11 protein-coding genes are annotated in these 15283 nt (G+C 76.5%); 3 read left to right on the top strand and 8 right to left on the bottom strand.

All coding sequences use genetic code 11. The annotated features are described in order from the left end of the window. Nucleotide 1 precedes the first annotated feature (1 nt). The gene (locus HDA31_RS16755; protein ID WP_178064480.1) at nt 2–1315 is read right to left on the bottom strand and encodes a CHAT domain-containing protein; all 1314 of its coding nucleotides are present in this window, start codon (nt 1313–1315) and stop codon (nt 2–4) included. Between HDA31_RS16755 and HDA31_RS16750 the strand changes: the two genes are divergently transcribed. Then, nucleotides 1286–3364 (top strand): NACHT domain-containing protein, encoded by a 2079-nt coding sequence (locus tag HDA31_RS16750; RefSeq protein ID WP_178064481.1) that lies wholly within the window; start codon nt 1286–1288, stop codon nt 3362–3364. The genes HDA31_RS16755 and HDA31_RS16750 overlap by 30 nt on opposite strands. 7 nt (nt 3365–3371) lie before the next feature. Here the strand turns inward: HDA31_RS16750 and HDA31_RS16745 are convergent, their stop codons facing one another. From HDA31_RS16745 to HDA31_RS16715, 7 genes are read right to left on the bottom strand one after another with little or no spacing between them, the layout of a single operon-like run. Beyond that, nucleotides 3372–4127, bottom strand: a complete 756-nt coding sequence (locus HDA31_RS16745; protein ID WP_178064482.1) for a PP2C family protein-serine/threonine phosphatase — start codon at nt 4125–4127, stop codon at nt 3372–3374. Then, the gene (locus HDA31_RS16740; protein WP_178064483.1) at nt 4124–4747 is read right to left on the bottom strand and encodes an FHA domain-containing protein; all 624 of its coding nucleotides are present in this window, start codon (nt 4745–4747) and stop codon (nt 4124–4126) included. The genes HDA31_RS16745 and HDA31_RS16740 overlap by 4 nt, the downstream gene beginning before the upstream one ends. Beyond that, complete coding sequence (locus tag HDA31_RS16735; protein WP_178064484.1) at nt 4735–5379, bottom strand: 4Fe-4S single cluster domain-containing protein; 645 nt, start codon at nt 5377–5379, stop codon at nt 4735–4737. Before HDA31_RS16735 ends, HDA31_RS16740 begins: the two co-directional genes overlap by 13 nt. Beyond that, nucleotides 5376–7226 carry an AAA family ATPase gene (locus tag HDA31_RS33025; RefSeq protein WP_178064485.1) on the bottom strand — a complete coding sequence of 617 codons (1851 nt, stop codon included), beginning with the start codon at nt 7224–7226 and terminating at the stop codon, nt 5376–5378. The genes HDA31_RS16735 and HDA31_RS33025 overlap by 4 nt, the downstream gene beginning before the upstream one ends. Beyond that, nucleotides 7223–8470 (bottom strand): hypothetical protein, encoded by a 1248-nt coding sequence (locus HDA31_RS16725; RefSeq protein ID WP_178064486.1) that lies wholly within the window; start codon nt 8468–8470, stop codon nt 7223–7225. Before HDA31_RS16725 ends, HDA31_RS33025 begins: the two co-directional genes overlap by 4 nt. Before the next feature lie 34 nt (nt 8471–8504). Then, nucleotides 8505–11030, bottom strand: a complete 2526-nt coding sequence (locus HDA31_RS16720; RefSeq protein WP_178064487.1) for a protein kinase domain-containing protein — start codon at nt 11028–11030, stop codon at nt 8505–8507. Continuing rightward, nucleotides 11027–12769: an ATP-binding protein gene (locus tag HDA31_RS16715; RefSeq protein ID WP_178064488.1), complete on the bottom strand. Its 1743-nt coding sequence runs from the start codon at nt 12767–12769 to the stop codon at nt 11027–11029. The genes HDA31_RS16720 and HDA31_RS16715 overlap by 4 nt, the downstream gene beginning before the upstream one ends. A 390-nt stretch (nt 12770–13159) precedes the next feature. Between HDA31_RS16715 and HDA31_RS16710 the strand changes: the two genes are divergently transcribed. Together HDA31_RS16710 and HDA31_RS16705 are read left to right on the top strand one after the other, a co-directional pair. Further along, complete coding sequence (locus HDA31_RS16710) at nt 13160–14338, top strand: sensor histidine kinase (protein ID WP_178064489.1); 1179 nt, start codon at nt 13160–13162, stop codon at nt 14336–14338. Continuing rightward, nucleotides 14335–14976: a response regulator transcription factor gene (locus HDA31_RS16705; protein WP_074477844.1), complete on the top strand. Its 642-nt coding sequence runs from the start codon at nt 14335–14337 to the stop codon at nt 14974–14976. The genes HDA31_RS16710 and HDA31_RS16705 overlap by 4 nt, the downstream gene beginning before the upstream one ends. The last annotated feature ends 307 nt before the right edge of the window (nt 14977–15283 follow it).

Genomic DNA, 15283 nt, shown 5'->3' with positions numbered 1-15283 from the left:
CTCACGCCCCCGTGAACGCGAAGGCCGCCCACACCGACGGCGCGGACCACGGGCGGGAGTCGCCGCTGCCGCTGCGGAACACCTGCGGCAGCAGCGCCTCGGCGACATCGACCGGCAGCCACGCCTCGCCCGCGTCGAGGGCCAGGGCCCAGTGGTCCTCCAGCTCCGCCGGGGTCACGTCGCGCAGCCACCGCTGGGTGCCGGCCAGCGCCTCGCCGGGCGAGGTGGTGTCGTCGGCCCGCCAGCGCCGGTAGAACTCGGTCATGAGCAGGGCGGTGGCGTGGTCGTCGACGGGCCACATCGACGCCAGCACGCCCGCGACCCCCGCCTGCACCAGGCCCGCCGGCAGCGAGATCACCTCGTCGGGCAGGTCGAGGCCGGGCAGGAACGTCTCGCACGCCGACAGCACCGCCAGGCGCGTGCGCAGCCGCAGCGGCAGCACGTCGGCCAGCCGCAGGCGGGCCTCGCCGGCCAGCCGCAGGGCGCTGCGCAGCGGGTCCCGCTGGTCGGCGGCCCCGTGGCAGCCGAAGTGGGCGACCCGGGCGGCGGGCAGCTCCGCGCGGACCCGCGCGACGGTCGCGTCGGCCCAGGCGAGCGTGGTGACGGGGCCGCCGAAGGTGGCGGCGGCCGCGGCCCCCTCCCACCGGGCGTAGGACAGCTCCGGGTCGGTGACGACGAGCAGGCCCCCGTCGGGCGCGGCGGCGGCCCGCCGCCGGCTCGCGGCCAGGGCCCGGGCGTTCGGCACGTAGCTGAGGGCGAGCGTGTCGGCGAGGTAGCCGAAACCCGTCGGCCGGGCGGCGTCGGCGTACCGGGCGGCGTGCAGGGGCAGCAGGCCGACCAGGCCGCACGGTACGACCGACGCCCGCGCCTCGCCGGCCAGCTCGGCCAGCAGGGGCCCGGCGACGGCCTCCCACAGCCAGTCGCACAGCTGCGCCAGGTGCCGGTCCCAGGCGGCCCGGCGGGAGGCGGGCGCGGCGGCGGTGGGGAAGTGCTCGCGGTGCCGCTCGGCCCACTCGTGCACCCGGGCCGCGCGCAGGTGCGGCAGCGGCACGTCCACGATGTCCTCGCCCCGCACGACGAGCGCGAGGCCGGTGTCGTCGGCCGGTGTCACGTACACCAGGGGGTGATCGGCCGCGCCCGTGACGTCGCCGATCTCGACGGGGGCGAGGAACTGCTCGTAGCCGGGGATCCGCTGGATCTCCCCGATGGCGGCCCGCAGTTCGGTGTGCGCGGCCCGCAACTCGTCGTAGAGCGCGTCTGGACGCGGCCCGCCATCATGAACCGCGTGCGGCGAATTCTGTCGAAGGTCCGTCATCAACCCCTCGTTCCGTACGTCGTCACGGCTGCCGTCGTCGCTGCCGGGTGGGTCATCTGGCGGTCCGACCTGGAGACCGCGGACCGGGTGGCGAGCGTCGGCAGCTTCACGGTCGCGGCGGCGACCCTGCTCCTCGCCGTGTGGGGCGGCCGCGCCCGCCGGCCCGCGCGGTCCCTCGACGAGCACCAGGGCGCGCTGCGGGCGGCCGTGCGCCAGCAGTGGCGGGTGGAGGAGGCGCTGCGTCGGGTGCAGGACCCGATGCCGATCCCGGTGCGGTGGGAGGCGCTTCCCGCCGGGCTGGGCGGCCAGGACCACTGGGCGAACGTCGGGCTGGCGGCGGCGGGCGCGACGGCCGTGGAGATGGCCGTCGCCGGGCGGCTTCCGGAGGCCGCCGCGGTGTTCCGGCGGATCCCGTCGCGGCGGCTGGTGGTGCTGGGGCCGGCCGGCGGCGGCAAGTCGGTGCTGCTGATCCGGCTGGTGCTGGACCTGATCGCCGCCGGTGGGCCGGGCGAGCCGGTGCCGGTGCTGCTGTCGGTGACGTCCTGGGACCCGGGCCGGGCGGGCTTCGCCGACTGGCTGGTGGCCCGGTTGGCCGCCGACTACCCGGCGTTGGCCGCCGGGCATCCGGACTTCGGCACCGTCGCGGCGGCCCTGCTGGCCGAGGAGCGGGTCCTGCCGGTGCTGGACGGTCTCGACGAGTTGCCGGCGGCGGCGCGCCCGGCGGCGCTGCTCGCCCTCAACGCCGCGTCGCCCGGGCTGCCGGGCGTCGTCGTGGCGAGCCGGACCGCGCAGTACCTGGACGCGGTGCGCGGCGGCGACGTGCTCACCGGCGCGGCCGTGGTGCGGCTGCTGCCGCTGGGGGTGGCGGACCTGGCGGCGTATCTGCCGCGTACCGCCCGTCCCACCGGTCGCGCCTCGGCGACCGCGTGGGAGCCGGTGCTGGCCCGGCTCGCCGGCGCGCCCGCCGACGATCGGGCCCGGCTCGTCGGTGGGGTGCTCGCCACGCCGCTGATGACGTCGCTGGCCCGCGCGGCCTACAGCGACACCGGGGCAGACCCGGCGGCGCTGCTGGACGCGGGCCGGTTCGGCACGGCCGACGACCTGGCCGGGCACCTGCTGGACCGGGCGGTCCCGGTCGCCTACACCGAGCACGCGGGCGGGGCGGCGGCCCGGACGGCGGCCCGGGTCGTGCCCTGGCTGGCCTGGCTCGCCGCGCACGCTGGGCCGGACATCGCCTGGTGGCGGCTGTCCGCCGTGGTGCCGCGCGCCGTGCCGGCCGTCGCCGGCGGGGTGTTCGGCGCGGTGGCCCTGGGCGTGGTGGCCGGGGCGGCCGGCGGCGGCGTCGCGGCTGTCCTCGGCGCGGTGGTGGGCGCGGTCGTCAGCGGGTTCGTGATGGTCCGTCAGCCGCTGGTGCCCACCGGGCTGCCGGCCGACGACGGCGGCGGGGCCGGGTGGCACCGGCAGGCGGCCCGCCTGCTGCGCACCGGCGGCGTCGCGTCGGGTCCGCCGGCTCCCGGTCGCGGCGTGGTCACGCCCGGGCTGGTCGGCTGGGTGACCGGTGGGGCGGCGATCGTCGCCGCCGGGTGGCTGTCCGGCGGGGGCGCGGCGGCCGTCGCGGCGGCCGGGGCGCTGCTGCTGGCGTTGTTCCTGGACGCCTGGCTGGACGTGCCGACCGACGTGACGGCCGCGGCGGGCCCGCTGGCGGTGCTGCGCGCCGACCGCCGCACGGCGCTGGCGAAGGCCGTCGTGCGCGGTGGCATCCTCGGCGTCACCACGGCGGCCCTGATCGACGCGGGCACCGGTCTCGCGGTCGCCGCCGCGACCGCCGGGGCGAGCGTGCTGTTCACGGCGTGGGGCCGCTTCGGGGTGGCGCGGGCCTGGTTCGCGGTGCGGGGGGAGCTGCCGTGGCGGCTGCTGGCGTTCCTGGACGACGCGCACCGGCGGGGCGTCCTGCGCCAGATCGGCGGCGTCTACCAGTTCCGCCACGCCCGCCTGCGGGAACGCCTGCTCGTCCCGAGGCCGGAGCCGGTGTCCAGCCGGGGGGCGTGACGTGTGCTCACCCACCGGGCAGGACGTCGACGACGACGGCGGTGAGGTTGTCGGCGGCCCCGGCGGCGTAGACCTCGTCGCGCAGCGTCTCGACCAGCGCCCGGGGATCGGGGGTGCGGCAGATGGCGCGCAGGCGCCGTTCGTCGAGCTGGCCGTGCACGCCGTCGGTGCACAGCAGGAAGCGGGCGCCTGCCGGGTCCAGCGAGGCGAGGGCGACGTGCGGCGCGAGGGGGGCGGCGGGCGGGTCGCCGAGGCACTGGGTGACGGTGGCCCCGTCCGGGCCGGAGTCGTCGACGCTGAGCTGTTCCAGGTAGCCGTCGGTGATCCGGTAGGCGCGGCTGTCGCCGACGTTGAACACGTACGCGCCGTCGCCGGTGAGCAGGACGCCCGCGATGGTGGTCCGCATGCCGGCGGTGCCGGGTTGGCGGGCGGCCGTGTCATGCAGGGCGTGGCCGACGGCGACGATCCCGTCGTGCACGGCGCGGGGGGAGTCCCAGGCGATGTAGCGGTTGGCGAGGTCGGCGGCGGCGAGCCGGCTGGCCAGCTCGCCGGCGCGGTGCCCGCCGAGGCCGTCGGCGACGGCGCAGACCAGGGGCGGGGTCCAGGCGGTGGTGAGGTCGGTGACGCGGGCGCGCGGGGACTGGCTGATCCAGTCGAGGACGAGGACGGCGTCCTCGTTGCCGGTGCGGACGGCGCCGCGGGCGGTGACGGCGCAGACCCGCACCGCCGCGAAGGCGTGTGGGGCCGGTGTGGACGCGGTCATCGGTTTCCTCCGGTGCGGCGTACCCGGGCCCGTACGGTGCTGGCCAGGCGCAGCTCGTCGCCGTCGAAGAGGCGCTGGCGGGTGTGCGGGTCCAGGCGGCGGTCGTTGACGTAGGTGCCGTTGGTGGAGCCGAGGTCCTGCACGTACAGCTCGCCGTGCTCGACCCAGAGCAGCGCGTGCTGCCGGGACACGTTGTGGTGCGCGGCCAGCCGGGCGGCGATGTCGCCGAGGTCGTCGGCGCGGCCGAGGCGGACCTCGGCGCGGCCGACGCCGACCGGCCCGAACGGGAACTCCAGCCGGTACGCTGTGGTGTCCGGGGGCGCGTCGCGGGTGGTGGCGGGCGCGCCGCCCGGTCCGGGGCCGGCGGACCGGTCCGCCGGCCCCGGACCGGGCGGGGGCTCGCCGGCCCAGGTGCCGGCCTCGGTGGCCATCCCGCCCAGGTCGTGCACCGGGCACCGGCCGTCGGCGTCGAGCTGGTTGCCGCAGCCGGGGACGGGGCACACCTTGCCGACGCCCGGGTCCGGTGCCGCGGACTCCGGCACGAGGAACTCCATGCAGATGGGGCAGAACGCGCCGCCGGCCGGCTGCGGCCCGTGGTTCGGGCAGGTCAGGGCCGCCATGACACTCCTTCCAGCCGGATGCCCTGGGCTTCCAGGGCGCGCTGGACGCGGGCGAGGTCGCCGCGTCCGGGGATGCCGACGAGCCAGACCCGGTCGTCGTCGACCTGGAGTTGCAGCTCGGGGCGGTCGCGGCGGGCGTCGACCCACGGCGCGTAGCGGCGTCGGCCGAGCGGCGAGCACGGCACCAGGCGCTGGTTGGCCGAGCCGCGCCAGACGAGGTCCGTCGGTTCCCCGGCGCGGTAGGGGCCCGTGATCAGCGCGTCGATCAGGGGGTACGCCCCGGGGCAGCGGGCCCGGAACTCGTCGAGCTCGACGCCGGTGTAGCACAGCACGTCCCAGTCGTGCCCGGCGCCGAGCGCGCGGAGCCCGGTGAGCAGGGCGGCGAGCGCCTCCGGCTGCTCCGACGGTTCGCCGCCGGTGACGGTGACGCCGGTGAGGGCGGCCGGGTCGAGGGCGGCGACCCGGTCGAGCACGTCGTCGACGTCGGCGTCGTGCCGGGGCTCGGCGACCCAGGTGTCGCGGGAGACGCAGCCGGGACAGCCGATGGCGCAGCCCTGCACCCAGATGCCGACGCGGCGGCCCGGCCCGAGGGTGGTGACCGGGTGGTGCAGCCGGGACAGTCGCAGCCTCACTCCATCACCAGCTCGCGGTTCTGGCCGTCCTCGGCGATCGCGGCGACGCGCAGCGTCTGCCCGGGCGCGGGCGGGTTGGCGAAGACCTCCCGGGCGAGCGGGTTGACCAGGATGCTCTCGATCGCCGCCACGATGCCCCGGCCGCCGTTGGACAGGTCGAAGGTGGCCTCCTTGCGCAGCTCGTCGCGGGCGTCGTCGCTGAACTCCAGCGTCGCCCCGTACGTGCGGTGCACGGCCTCGGCGACGCGGCCGATCGCCCGGTCGGCGATCTCCACGGCCACCTCGGGGCGCAGGAAGTCGAAGACGACGATGCTCTGCTGCACCCGGTTGAACAGCTCGGGCCGGCGCAGCAGGTGGCGGAAGAACACCTCGATGTAGCGGCGCACGCCCTGTTCGATGTCGGGCAGCTCCTGGGCGGGGGTGACGTTCTCCTTCGGCTTGCCGTCCTCGTCCTGGACGACGATGCCCAGGTTGGTGGTGAAGACGATGAGCGCCTCGGTGAAGTAGACGGTGCCGCCCCGGCCGTCGGTGAGCCGGCCGTCGTCGAGGATCTGGAGGAACTTGTCGAGCAGGCGGGGGTGCGCCTTCTCGATCTCGTCGAACAGCACCACCCGGAACGGCTGCTGCCGGATGCCGTTGGTCAGCTCGCCGCCCGCGTCGTGGCCGATGAAACCGGGTGGCGCGCCGATCAGCCGGGCCTCGGTGTGTTCGGCGGCGAACTCGCTCATGTCGAAGCGCAGGTAGGCGTTCTCGTCGCCGAACAGCAGCGCGGCCAGCGCCTTGGCCAGTTCGGTCTTGCCCACGCCGGTGGGGCCGGCGAAGAACAGCACGCCGCGGGGTTTGCTGCGTCCGCCGGTGTGCGCGCCGGACAGCCCGGTGGCCGAGCGGGCCAGGATGTCCAGCACCCGGCGTACGGCGTCGGGCTGCCCCAGCACCCGGTGGCTCAGCTCCTCCTGCGCGGTCCTGAGCCGTTCCCGCAGCCCGGCGCTCTGCCACGGGTTGTCCGGCACGCCCACCCGGAACGCGCGGACGGCGTCGTCGACGCGGGGGCCGGGGATGCCGGCGGCGGTGGCGAGGCGCACCACGTCGCGCATGCTGCGCAGCCGCATGCCGTGGCTGGCCTCGGCGAACCGGCGGGCGACCGCCCACCGCTCGTCGGTGTCCTGCGGCATCCCGGGCAGCGTCGCCACCAGGTCGTTGGCCGTCTGGAGGCGGGCCGCCAGGTCGGGCTCGGGGATCGCGGTGATCCGCAGGGTGTGGTTGCCGGTGGCGAACCACGAGGGCAGGTCGTGCTCGCGGTCGAGCACCCAGAAGACGGTGTTGTAGCCGCTGCCCACCGGGGTGGCGCGGTAGGCGAGCCGGTCGGCGGTGGCGAGGAAGAGGCGTTCCTCGGGGGAGAGCAGCTCGCCGGTGAACAGCCGGGCCGCGTCGACCAGGGCCAGCGCCACGGGTGGGCCGGCGGCGCGCCGCCGGGGCACGTCCACCACCGCGCCGAGCAGGTCGCGCACCTGGGCCAGGTGCAGCGGGCGGTTCGGTTCGACGTCGGCGTCGCGCAGCACGGCCTGGGCGGCCGCCGCGCCGCCGTCGGGCAGCTGCGCGGCGATCTCCACGCCGACGCCGCTGGAGTACGTCAGCAGCGCGGCGTAGTCCCTCGCCCGGGCGACGCTCCACAGCGCCTCGACCAGGCCCATGAACCGGACGGCGCCCGCGCGTTCCGGGTCGGGGAGCCGGTAGAGGTCGCGGACGTTGCCGGTGAGCAGGACCTGCGGGTGCGCGCAGAGGGCGAGGCTCACCTCGCGCAGCCACGCCGGCTGCTGGGTCGTCTCGTCGGTCGGCGGTGTGGTCACAGCCCCTGCCTCCTCTGCTGCCCGGCGGCACGGTGGGCCTGGGCCGGGATCATCTCGTCGGCGACGACCTGCACGGCCTGCCGGCCCGGGTCGACCTGCCCGAACTGGTCGATGGGGATGCCGGCGCGGCGCACCCGCCGTTTGATCACCTCGTAGTCGTCGCAGAACTTCTGCTCGGCGGCGGCGTCCTCGGTGCGCTCGGCCCGGGCGCTGCCGGCGCGGACCACCTGGGTGCGGATCACCGGGTCGTCCCGGTCGAGCAGCACCTTCACGCCGTAGCCGGTGTCACCGTCCATCGCCGCGTACGCCACCCCGGCGCCGGCCAGGGCCGTGTCGAAGCCGTCGCCGACGCGGTAGCCGAGGTCGGTCAGCCCGACCCGGACGGCGTCGGCCACGGCCTTGCGGCGGCGGGCCCGGTCGGCCTGCGCGACGACCTCGTCGGCCTCGGCCCGCAGCCCGTCGGGGACGTGGTCGACGCGGTCGGCGACGAGCCGGGCCACCCGCTTGCGCAGCCGGGCCGCCGCGTCGCCGGGCACCGTCTCCAGCGGGGCGGCGATGGTGAGCAGGTCGCGGCGGGCGAGGGCCACGCGTTCCTCGGCCCGCTGCTGGGCGGTCACCCGCTCCGCCAGGTCCCGCAGCAGCAGGTGGGCGCGGCTGGGCGGGGCCCCGGCGGCGATCTCGGCGACCGCCGCGGCGCACGGCGCGCGGACCTCCTCGGGCGTGGCGGCGGGCAGCCGGGACAGCAGCTCGGCGGCCCGGGTGGCGCGGGCCCGGTGCTGTTCCTGCGCCGCCGCGTCGTCGCGCGCCGGGGCGGCCCGGGTCGCGGTGTCGTCGCGCTGCCGGGTGGCCGGCTCGGCGACGGTGCGCTCGTCCCACTGCCGGCGCGGCCGCGCGGCGGGCCGCGCCGCCCCGGCGGCCGGGGCGGCGAGCAGGCCGCTGACGTCCTGCCGGGAGGCGGCGAGGACCTCGGTGCGCAGCCGTTCCCGTTCGCGGCCGACCAGCAGGGCGACGTCGGCGGTGGCGGCGGCGATCCGACGCGGGGAGTGCTGGGGGCGGGCCCGGGCACCGGCGACGACCCGGCTGATCCGGCTGCCGTAGACCGACCGGTACGCCTCGGCCTCGGCGCGCAGCGCCTCCAGCTCGCCCCGGACCTGCACGAACTGCTGCCACTGGGCCCGCTGCTCGCGGGCGAGGCGCTCGGCGGCCGTCTCCACGACGTACCGGGCGCCGGTGATCCCGCTCATCGCGGCCTCCTCACCATCGCGACCTCACTGACGTTCACAGCAACCACCACACCCGGGTGGGTTCGGGCAGCAGCGGCACCGCCCACCCCTGCCACACGTAGACCGGTTGCAGCAGGTACAGCACCGCCACCAGCGCGATCACCGCGCCGCGCACGCCCCTCGGTACCCGGCCGGACAGCCGCCCGCCCTCGGTGCCGTACGCGCGGGCGGCCAGCCGCCGGCCGAGCCACACCGCCAGGAGCAGGCCGCCGCCCGCGACGTACGGGTAGGCCTCGCCGTAGCCGGTGGCCAGGTCGGTCAGCCACGTCCGTACGCCGGTGTCGAGCACCACCGGGAACTGGAGGAACATCGCGTACGTGCCGTCGTCGGCGGTGAGCAGCGCCCAGACCACCGCCCCGGCGGCCCAGCAGAGCCGGCGGGCCCGGCGCAGCCCGGCCTCCGCGTCGGCGGGGCAGATCACCAGACAGGCGAGCAGCGCCAGCAGGGGCAGCGCGACCGCGGTCTGCACGGCGGCGACGCGGGTGAGCATCACCGCCGGCCGCGCCCACGCGTCGGGGAACTCGCCCAGGGTCCAGAACGCGGCGGCGGCGAACGTGGTGAGATACCCGATCGCGACCGCGAGCAGGTAGTTCACGGCGTCCCGCCAGACGTTGCGCAGCGTGGCCCGGGCCGGCGGCACCCAGCCGGCACGGGCCGCGTCGGCGTTGCGTTCCCGCTGCCTGGCCTCGGCGGCGGCGGCCTTCTCCGCGGCCATCCGCGCGGTGGCGAACGGGATCAGCGCGGCGGCGAGCGCGGCGGCGGCGACCTGCCGGTCGTCGCCGCCGGAGCCGGCCTCCTCGCGCAGCCGCTCCCACCAGTCGCAGCGGCCCGCGGCCCTCTTCTGCCTGGCGAGCGTCGCGCGCAGCCGGCCGCCGTGGTCGGGGTCGACGAGCAGCCGCAGCGCGAGGGCCCGGGCGACCGGCAGCGCCTGGTCCAGCTCCGGCGGCGTCCCGCGCGGCCAGCCGCCCGTGGCCCCGGCGGCCAGCTCGCCGCCGAGCTGCCCGGCGCGGGCGTCGACGGCCGAGGTGACCCGGGCGAGCCGCTCGGCGGTGTCGGCGAGGACCGCGCAGGGGCCGTCCGCGCAGCCGGGGTGCGCCCGGCAGCGGTGCCGGGCCAGGGCCCGCAGGAGCTGGGCGTCGAGCCGGGCGACGATGCCGGCGGCGGCCGGCTCACCGGCGACGGCGCGCGCGGCCAGGCCGGCGAGGCCCGGCCCGTCGGCGGGTTCGTCCTCGAAGACGGGGGGCAGCTCCGGCGCGACGTGGGAGACGAAGCGGACGACCCGGGCGGCGGCGTCGTCGCGCCCGGCGGCCTTCGACTTCATCAGGTTGGTCGGCAGGTCGAGCCGGGGGAAGTTGTCGCGCAGCCAGTCGTCGAGGTCGAGCTGGCTCTCCCGGCGGCGGAACAGCCCCACGGCGGCCTGCCAGTTCTCGGACATCGCCACGCCCACCTCGGCCGGGTTCCGGCAGAGGCGCCCGGCCAGCTCGAACGGGGGCACCGGCCGCTGCTCGGGTTCCGGCGCGGGGTCGGGGTCGTCGACGGCGGGTGTCTCGCCGGCCAGCCAGGCCCGCACCTGGTCCGCGCCCCAGCGCAGCGCGGGCGCCCGGGTCAGCAGCCCCCGGCACAGCAGCAGCCAGCCCAGGTCGGTGACGCCGCTGAGGTCGACGCCGTAGGTGGCGATGTGTTCGAAGATGGTCCGTTCGTTGGCGGTGTCGCCGCCCACGCCGCTGTTGGGGTTGCGGCCGGTGAGCAGCTCGACGACGAGGACCCCGAGCGACCACCAGTCCTGCGCGGGCTCCTGGCTCTTCTGCCACCACGTCTCCGGGGCCTGGTAGGCGGGGGTGCCCGCCCGGCCGGTGCTGCGCCGGGTGGCCCGCAGCTCGGCGACCAGGCCGAAGTCGCAGAGCACCAGCTCCAGCGGGTCCACCGAGCGGACCAGCACGTTCTCCGGCTTGATGTCGCGGTGGGCGATGCCGGTGGCGTCGCCGTGGCGCAGCTGCCCGTGCAGGTAGGCCAGGGCGTCGGTGACCTCCGCGACGACCCGGCGCACCTGCTGCGGCGGGAGCGGGCCGCCGTGGGCGCGGGCCAGCGCGGCGAGCGAGCCGTGCGGCAGGTATTCCAGCACCTCCCAGCTGGTGGGGGTGCCGTACCGGTTGACCTCGGTGCCGTAGTCGAGCATGCGGACCACGTGGCGCTCGTCGGCGGTGCGCAGCGCGTCGAGCAGCCGTGGGTCGGGCCGCACCGAGGTGGGGTAGACCTTCGCCACCCGGGTCAGGCCGGTGGCCCGCTCCTCGACCAGCATGACCAGGTGCGCCTCCCCGCCGGTGGCCAGGTGGCGCACCGGGCTGAACCGCGCCGACACGCCCTGCGGCAGGCCGCTGTCGTCGCCGCCGGTCGCCGGGGCGGCCGGGCCCGGCGGCGGCGTCTCCCGGGTGGTGGCCGGCGCGGTGCCCGGCGTCGGGTCGGCGGTGGTGGGTGCGGCCTGCCGGCCGGGGCCCTCCCGCCGGGTGGGTACGTCGCTCACGCCTGTTCCTCCCCCGTCAGTTCCTCCTCCGTGGCCGCCTCGTCGGACGGAAGGCCCTCCTGCGTCGACGCCTCGCGTTGCGCCCGGTCCTCCAGCTCGGTCAGCCGGTCCACCGCCCGGCGGTAGCGCTCGCGCACCGGGGCGTGCTCCGCGCCGGTGAGGCCGACGAGGTCCCGTTCCAGCGCGGCCGACAGCAGCACGGCCCGGCCCGACTCCAGGGCCACGGCGGCCTCCGGCAGCCGGCGGCGGCGGGTCAGCGCGTGCGCGGCCCGGCCGACCAGCCCGCGCGTGCGCCGGCGCAGGACCAGTTCGCCGTACGCGCGGCTGAGCTGGGCGCGGGCCATCTGGTTGAGCGTCCGCAGGGTCAGCAGGTACGCCTCGGCGGCGTCACCCGTGCGCCCGTGCCGCCAGGACCACTCGGCCCAGTACAGGGCGGTGTCGTACGCCCACACCAGGCTCAGTTCCCCGATCGCCGCCGTCGCCCGGCGCGACGCGTCGGCGGCGTGCAGCAGGTCCTCGGTGGACCCGGTCCCCTCGGCGCGCACGTGCAGGGCGGCGGCGACCCGGGAACTGGCCACCGCGTGCTGCAACGACGCCGGCGGCAGCCGGTCGCGGTGCGCGGTGAGCAGCGCCAGCGCCTCGTCGACCTCGTCCCCGTCGCCGGCGAGCATGCCCCGCGCGAGCAGCGCCTCGGCCAGCGGGACGCGGGCGGCGTTGCGCATCGCCGGGCTGAGGCTGGTGCCGCCGGCGCCCCTGCGCAGCAGTCGGACCGCCTCGTCGAGCACCTGCGGGTCGGGCCGCTCGGGGTGGAGGGAGTCCAGCTTGCAGACGCCCAGCACCAGCCGGGCCTGGTCCTGGCTGCCGCCGCCCGCGGCGAGCGCCTCGGTCGCCAGCTCCTGCGCCCGCAGCCGGTCGGCGCCCGCCGAGGGGTCCTCGGACAGGCCCTTCGTCCTGGCCCGGAGCTGGTAGCACTGGGCCAGCGTGACGAGCTGCGTCGCCGGGTCGGGCTCGTACCGGTCGGGGGCGGCGAGCTCGGCCTCCAACGTGGCGATCTGCGCGTCGAGCGCCTGGAGGTCGCCGGAGGAGCCGAGCCGCCCGCCGGCCCGGATCGCGCCGGCCGTGCTCCCGAGCAGCCCGGTCGCCACGGGGAAGGGCACGTCGTCGCCGATCGAGACCTGCTCGGCCATGGCCATCGGGTCCGCCGACTCGCCCTGGACGAGGCCCCGCTGCAACGCGCGGACCTGGTGCAGCATGCCCGCCATGGACGTGGTCTGCGGCGACAGCCGCTCCGCCTCGGCGAGCAGGGCGACGATCCGCTGCTCGGCCTCCTCGTCGGCGGGGCCGCCACTCTGCCGGCTGTGGTGAGCGAGCGCCAGGTGGAAGCGCGCCATGCCGGCCATGGTGGCCATGACCGCCGTGTGCTGCGGGTTCGCCCGGTCCCGGGCGGCCTCCCCGTCGAGGACGGGCATCGCCCGTTCCAGCCGCTCGACGGCCGCCGTCAGGTCCTCCTCCCGCCGGTGGCGCAGGTAGTGGGGGAGCAGCAGGGCGGCGGTCATGAAGTCGATGGCGGCGTGTTCCACGCTGCCCGGGCGGACGGTCCGCTGGGCGGCGACGAGCACCGCGGACGCCTCCTGTTCGTCGTCGGGCCGGCTGCGCATGCCGAGCAGCGAGGCGAGCCGGATCGCGAGCAGCCGGGCCTCCGGCCGGGCCTTCGGCACCAGCTCCCGCGCGGTCCGCACCGTGTCGATCGCGCTATTCAGGTCGGCGGCGGAATTGGTGCACAGGAATCGGCCCTGCAATGCGTCGCAAAGCCTCCACAGCAACGCGACTCGTTCGGCGGGGGAACGCCTTGCGGCAGTCGCTAGTTGATCTTCGGCGGCGCGAACTGCGGCATCGACCTGATGGCAGGGAATGTGCCCCATCGGTTGCAGCATGAATCATCCGAACGGTTGGCATGGTGAGAGCACTGCGGCACTTCGGCCGTGCCAGCGTGGCAGTCGCCTATTCGATTCGTCAATGCCCGTGCGGCGGCGGATCTGACGAAATCCGCATCGGGTGTCGCGGGCGGTCGTTCGTGTCCGCCGATATGCCGACTGTCCGACGAGGACGCGACATGCCATCGTCGGGACGTGGGGCAGACAGGGGCGCTGACGCGACAGAAGGCGGCGGCACGGGTGAACGTGCTGCTGATCTGGGCGGCCGGCTGCCTGCGGGCGGTGCAGCTCGCCGTCTGGATCCCGGTGCCGCTCATCGGCGGCCTGCGGATGTACCGGCTGCCGGCCCTGGTCCTGGCCGGCTACCTGCTGACGGTCGCCTGGACGGTGCTGCTGTTCGTCCGCGCCGGCCGGGCCGGCCGGATGGGCCACGGCTGGGTCTACGCCGACGTGCTGGTGGCGCTGCTCGGGCTGCTGCTGGTCCCGGCCGCCTGCGTCGCCTCGTGCGACACGGGCTGGCAGCACTGGGTCCTGCCGCCGGCGATGGGCGCGGCGATCGTGGCCGCCGCGTTCGTGCCGCGCTGGCCCGCGACGGCGGCCGTCGCCCTGCTCGTGGCCGGCTACCTGGCCGGCTCCCTGCGCGAGCTGCTCGCCGGCCCGGACGGATTCGGCGCGACCACCGTCAACGCGGTGTCGCTGCTGGGCTTCGCGGTGCTGGCCGCCGTGGTCGCCGGCTACCTGCGCGGCAGCGCCGCCCAACTGGACGCCGCCACCGAGGCGGCGCTGGCCGCCGGGGCCCGGGAGGCCGCGGCGCAGGCCCGCTTCGACGAACGGACCCGCCAGTACGACGCGCTGCACCGGACCGTGCTCACGACGCTGAGCATGATCGCCCGGGGCCGGCTGGACCACCGCCGGGAGGAGGTGCGGGCGCTCGCCCAGCGCGACGCCGACTACCTGCGCGGGCTGGTCACCGCCGGCAGCGGCGGCCCGACGGGGAACCTGGCCAGCGCGCTGGCCGGCGTGGTGCGCGACAAGCAGGCGCTGGGCCTGCAGGTGCACTCGCAGTTCCACGACCTGTCCGAACGCCTGCCCCCGGACGTCGAGCAGGCGTTGACCAACGCGGTCAGCGAGGCGCTGACCAACGTCACCAAGCACGCCGGCACCGACGAGGCCTGGCTGACCGCCGTCGGCGGCGACGGCGGGATCACCCTCACCGTCGTCGACCGGGGGCGGGGCTTCCGGCCGGAGGCGGTCGCCCCCGGCCGGGGGCTCGTGCGCGAGCTGCGGCACTGCGTCGTGGAGGTGGGCGGCCGGGTCGCCATCGACTCCGCGCCGGACCAGGGAACGATGGTGGAGGTCTCATGGCGGCAATGATCGAGATCGGTGCGATCGACAACGACCAGATGCTGCTGGAGGGCATGTCCGCCTGGATGAGCCGCCTGCCGGACATCACGCTCACGGCCCTCGCCGTCTCGGTCGACGAGTTCCTCGCGGCGACGCGGCGGCCCAGGATCGTGATCCTCGACCTCAACCTGGAGAACTTCACCGACCCCGCCGACAACGTCCGCCGGCTGGTCGCCGTCGGGCACACGGTCGTGGTGGTGTCGGTGATCCCCGACCCGGTCTACATCGCGGCGACCACCGAGGCCGGCGCCTCGGCGTACGTGCTGAAGGCCAACAACCTCGGCGTCCTGGCCGACGTGGTCCGGCAGGTCGCCGCCGGGGAGACGCCGATGACCACCGAGCACGCGTTCTGGCTGGGCCGCGACGCCCGGCCCGAACGCCCGCAGCTGTCGGCCCGGGAACGCGAGGTGCTGGTCTCCTACGGCAGCGGGTGCACCGTCGAGGCGGTCGGCCGGGTGCTGGGGATAGCACCCGGAACGGTGCGGACGTACCTCGATCGTATCAAGGAGAAATACGCGCGGGCGGGCCGGCCGATCGAGCACCGGGTGCAGTTTCTCGACCGCGCCCGCGAGGACGGATTCGGCCGCGGCCGGCTGCCGCCGAAGTAGGAGGTCGATGCCGATCACAACTCGTTCGAAACGATCGACAGCGTTCGACCCCGGGCACCTTCCGACGATTACGTCCAGCCATTCGGACGGCGGGACCGGGGCCGTGCGGCTTTTCCTCGACAGCGGCGAAAAAGTGTCCGAAGGCTGACACTGACAATTCCCGGTGCCCGACTACAGTCGGGCCACGCCGACGCCGAGGCGCGGCAATTCCCCTCGCCACCTCCCGATCGTCCCGCGCCCTCTCCCGATCGCCGGTGGCCCGACGCTGGCCGGACGACGGCTGGTCGACCGTACCCCTGACCGGAGG

The sequence above is a fragment of the Micromonospora carbonacea genome, from assembly GCF_014205165.1.
In the GTDB taxonomy this organism is placed as follows: domain Bacteria; phylum Actinomycetota; class Actinomycetes; order Mycobacteriales; family Micromonosporaceae; genus Micromonospora; species Micromonospora carbonacea.
The sequence above is the reverse complement of the archived record's forward strand: the minus strand, read 5'-3'. Positions and strand labels throughout refer to the sequence as shown.

Coding starts and splice junctions, on each gene's coding strand:
- HDA31_RS16755 (WP_178064480.1), bottom strand. CDS start 1,315: ATGACGGACCTTCGACAGAATTCGCCGCACGCGGTTCATGATGGCGGG.
- HDA31_RS16745 (WP_178064482.1), bottom strand. CDS start 4,127: ATGACCGCGTCCACACCGGCCCCACACGCCTTCGCGGCGGTGCGGGTC.
- HDA31_RS16740 (WP_178064483.1), bottom strand. CDS start 4,747: ATGGCGGCCCTGACCTGCCCGAACCACGGGCCGCAGCCGGCCGGCGGC.
- HDA31_RS16725 (WP_178064486.1), bottom strand. CDS start 8,470: ATGAGCGGGATCACCGGCGCCCGGTACGTCGTGGAGACGGCCGCCGAG.
- HDA31_RS16705 (WP_074477844.1), top strand. CDS start 14,335: ATGATCGAGATCGGTGCGATCGACAACGACCAGATGCTGCTGGAGGGC.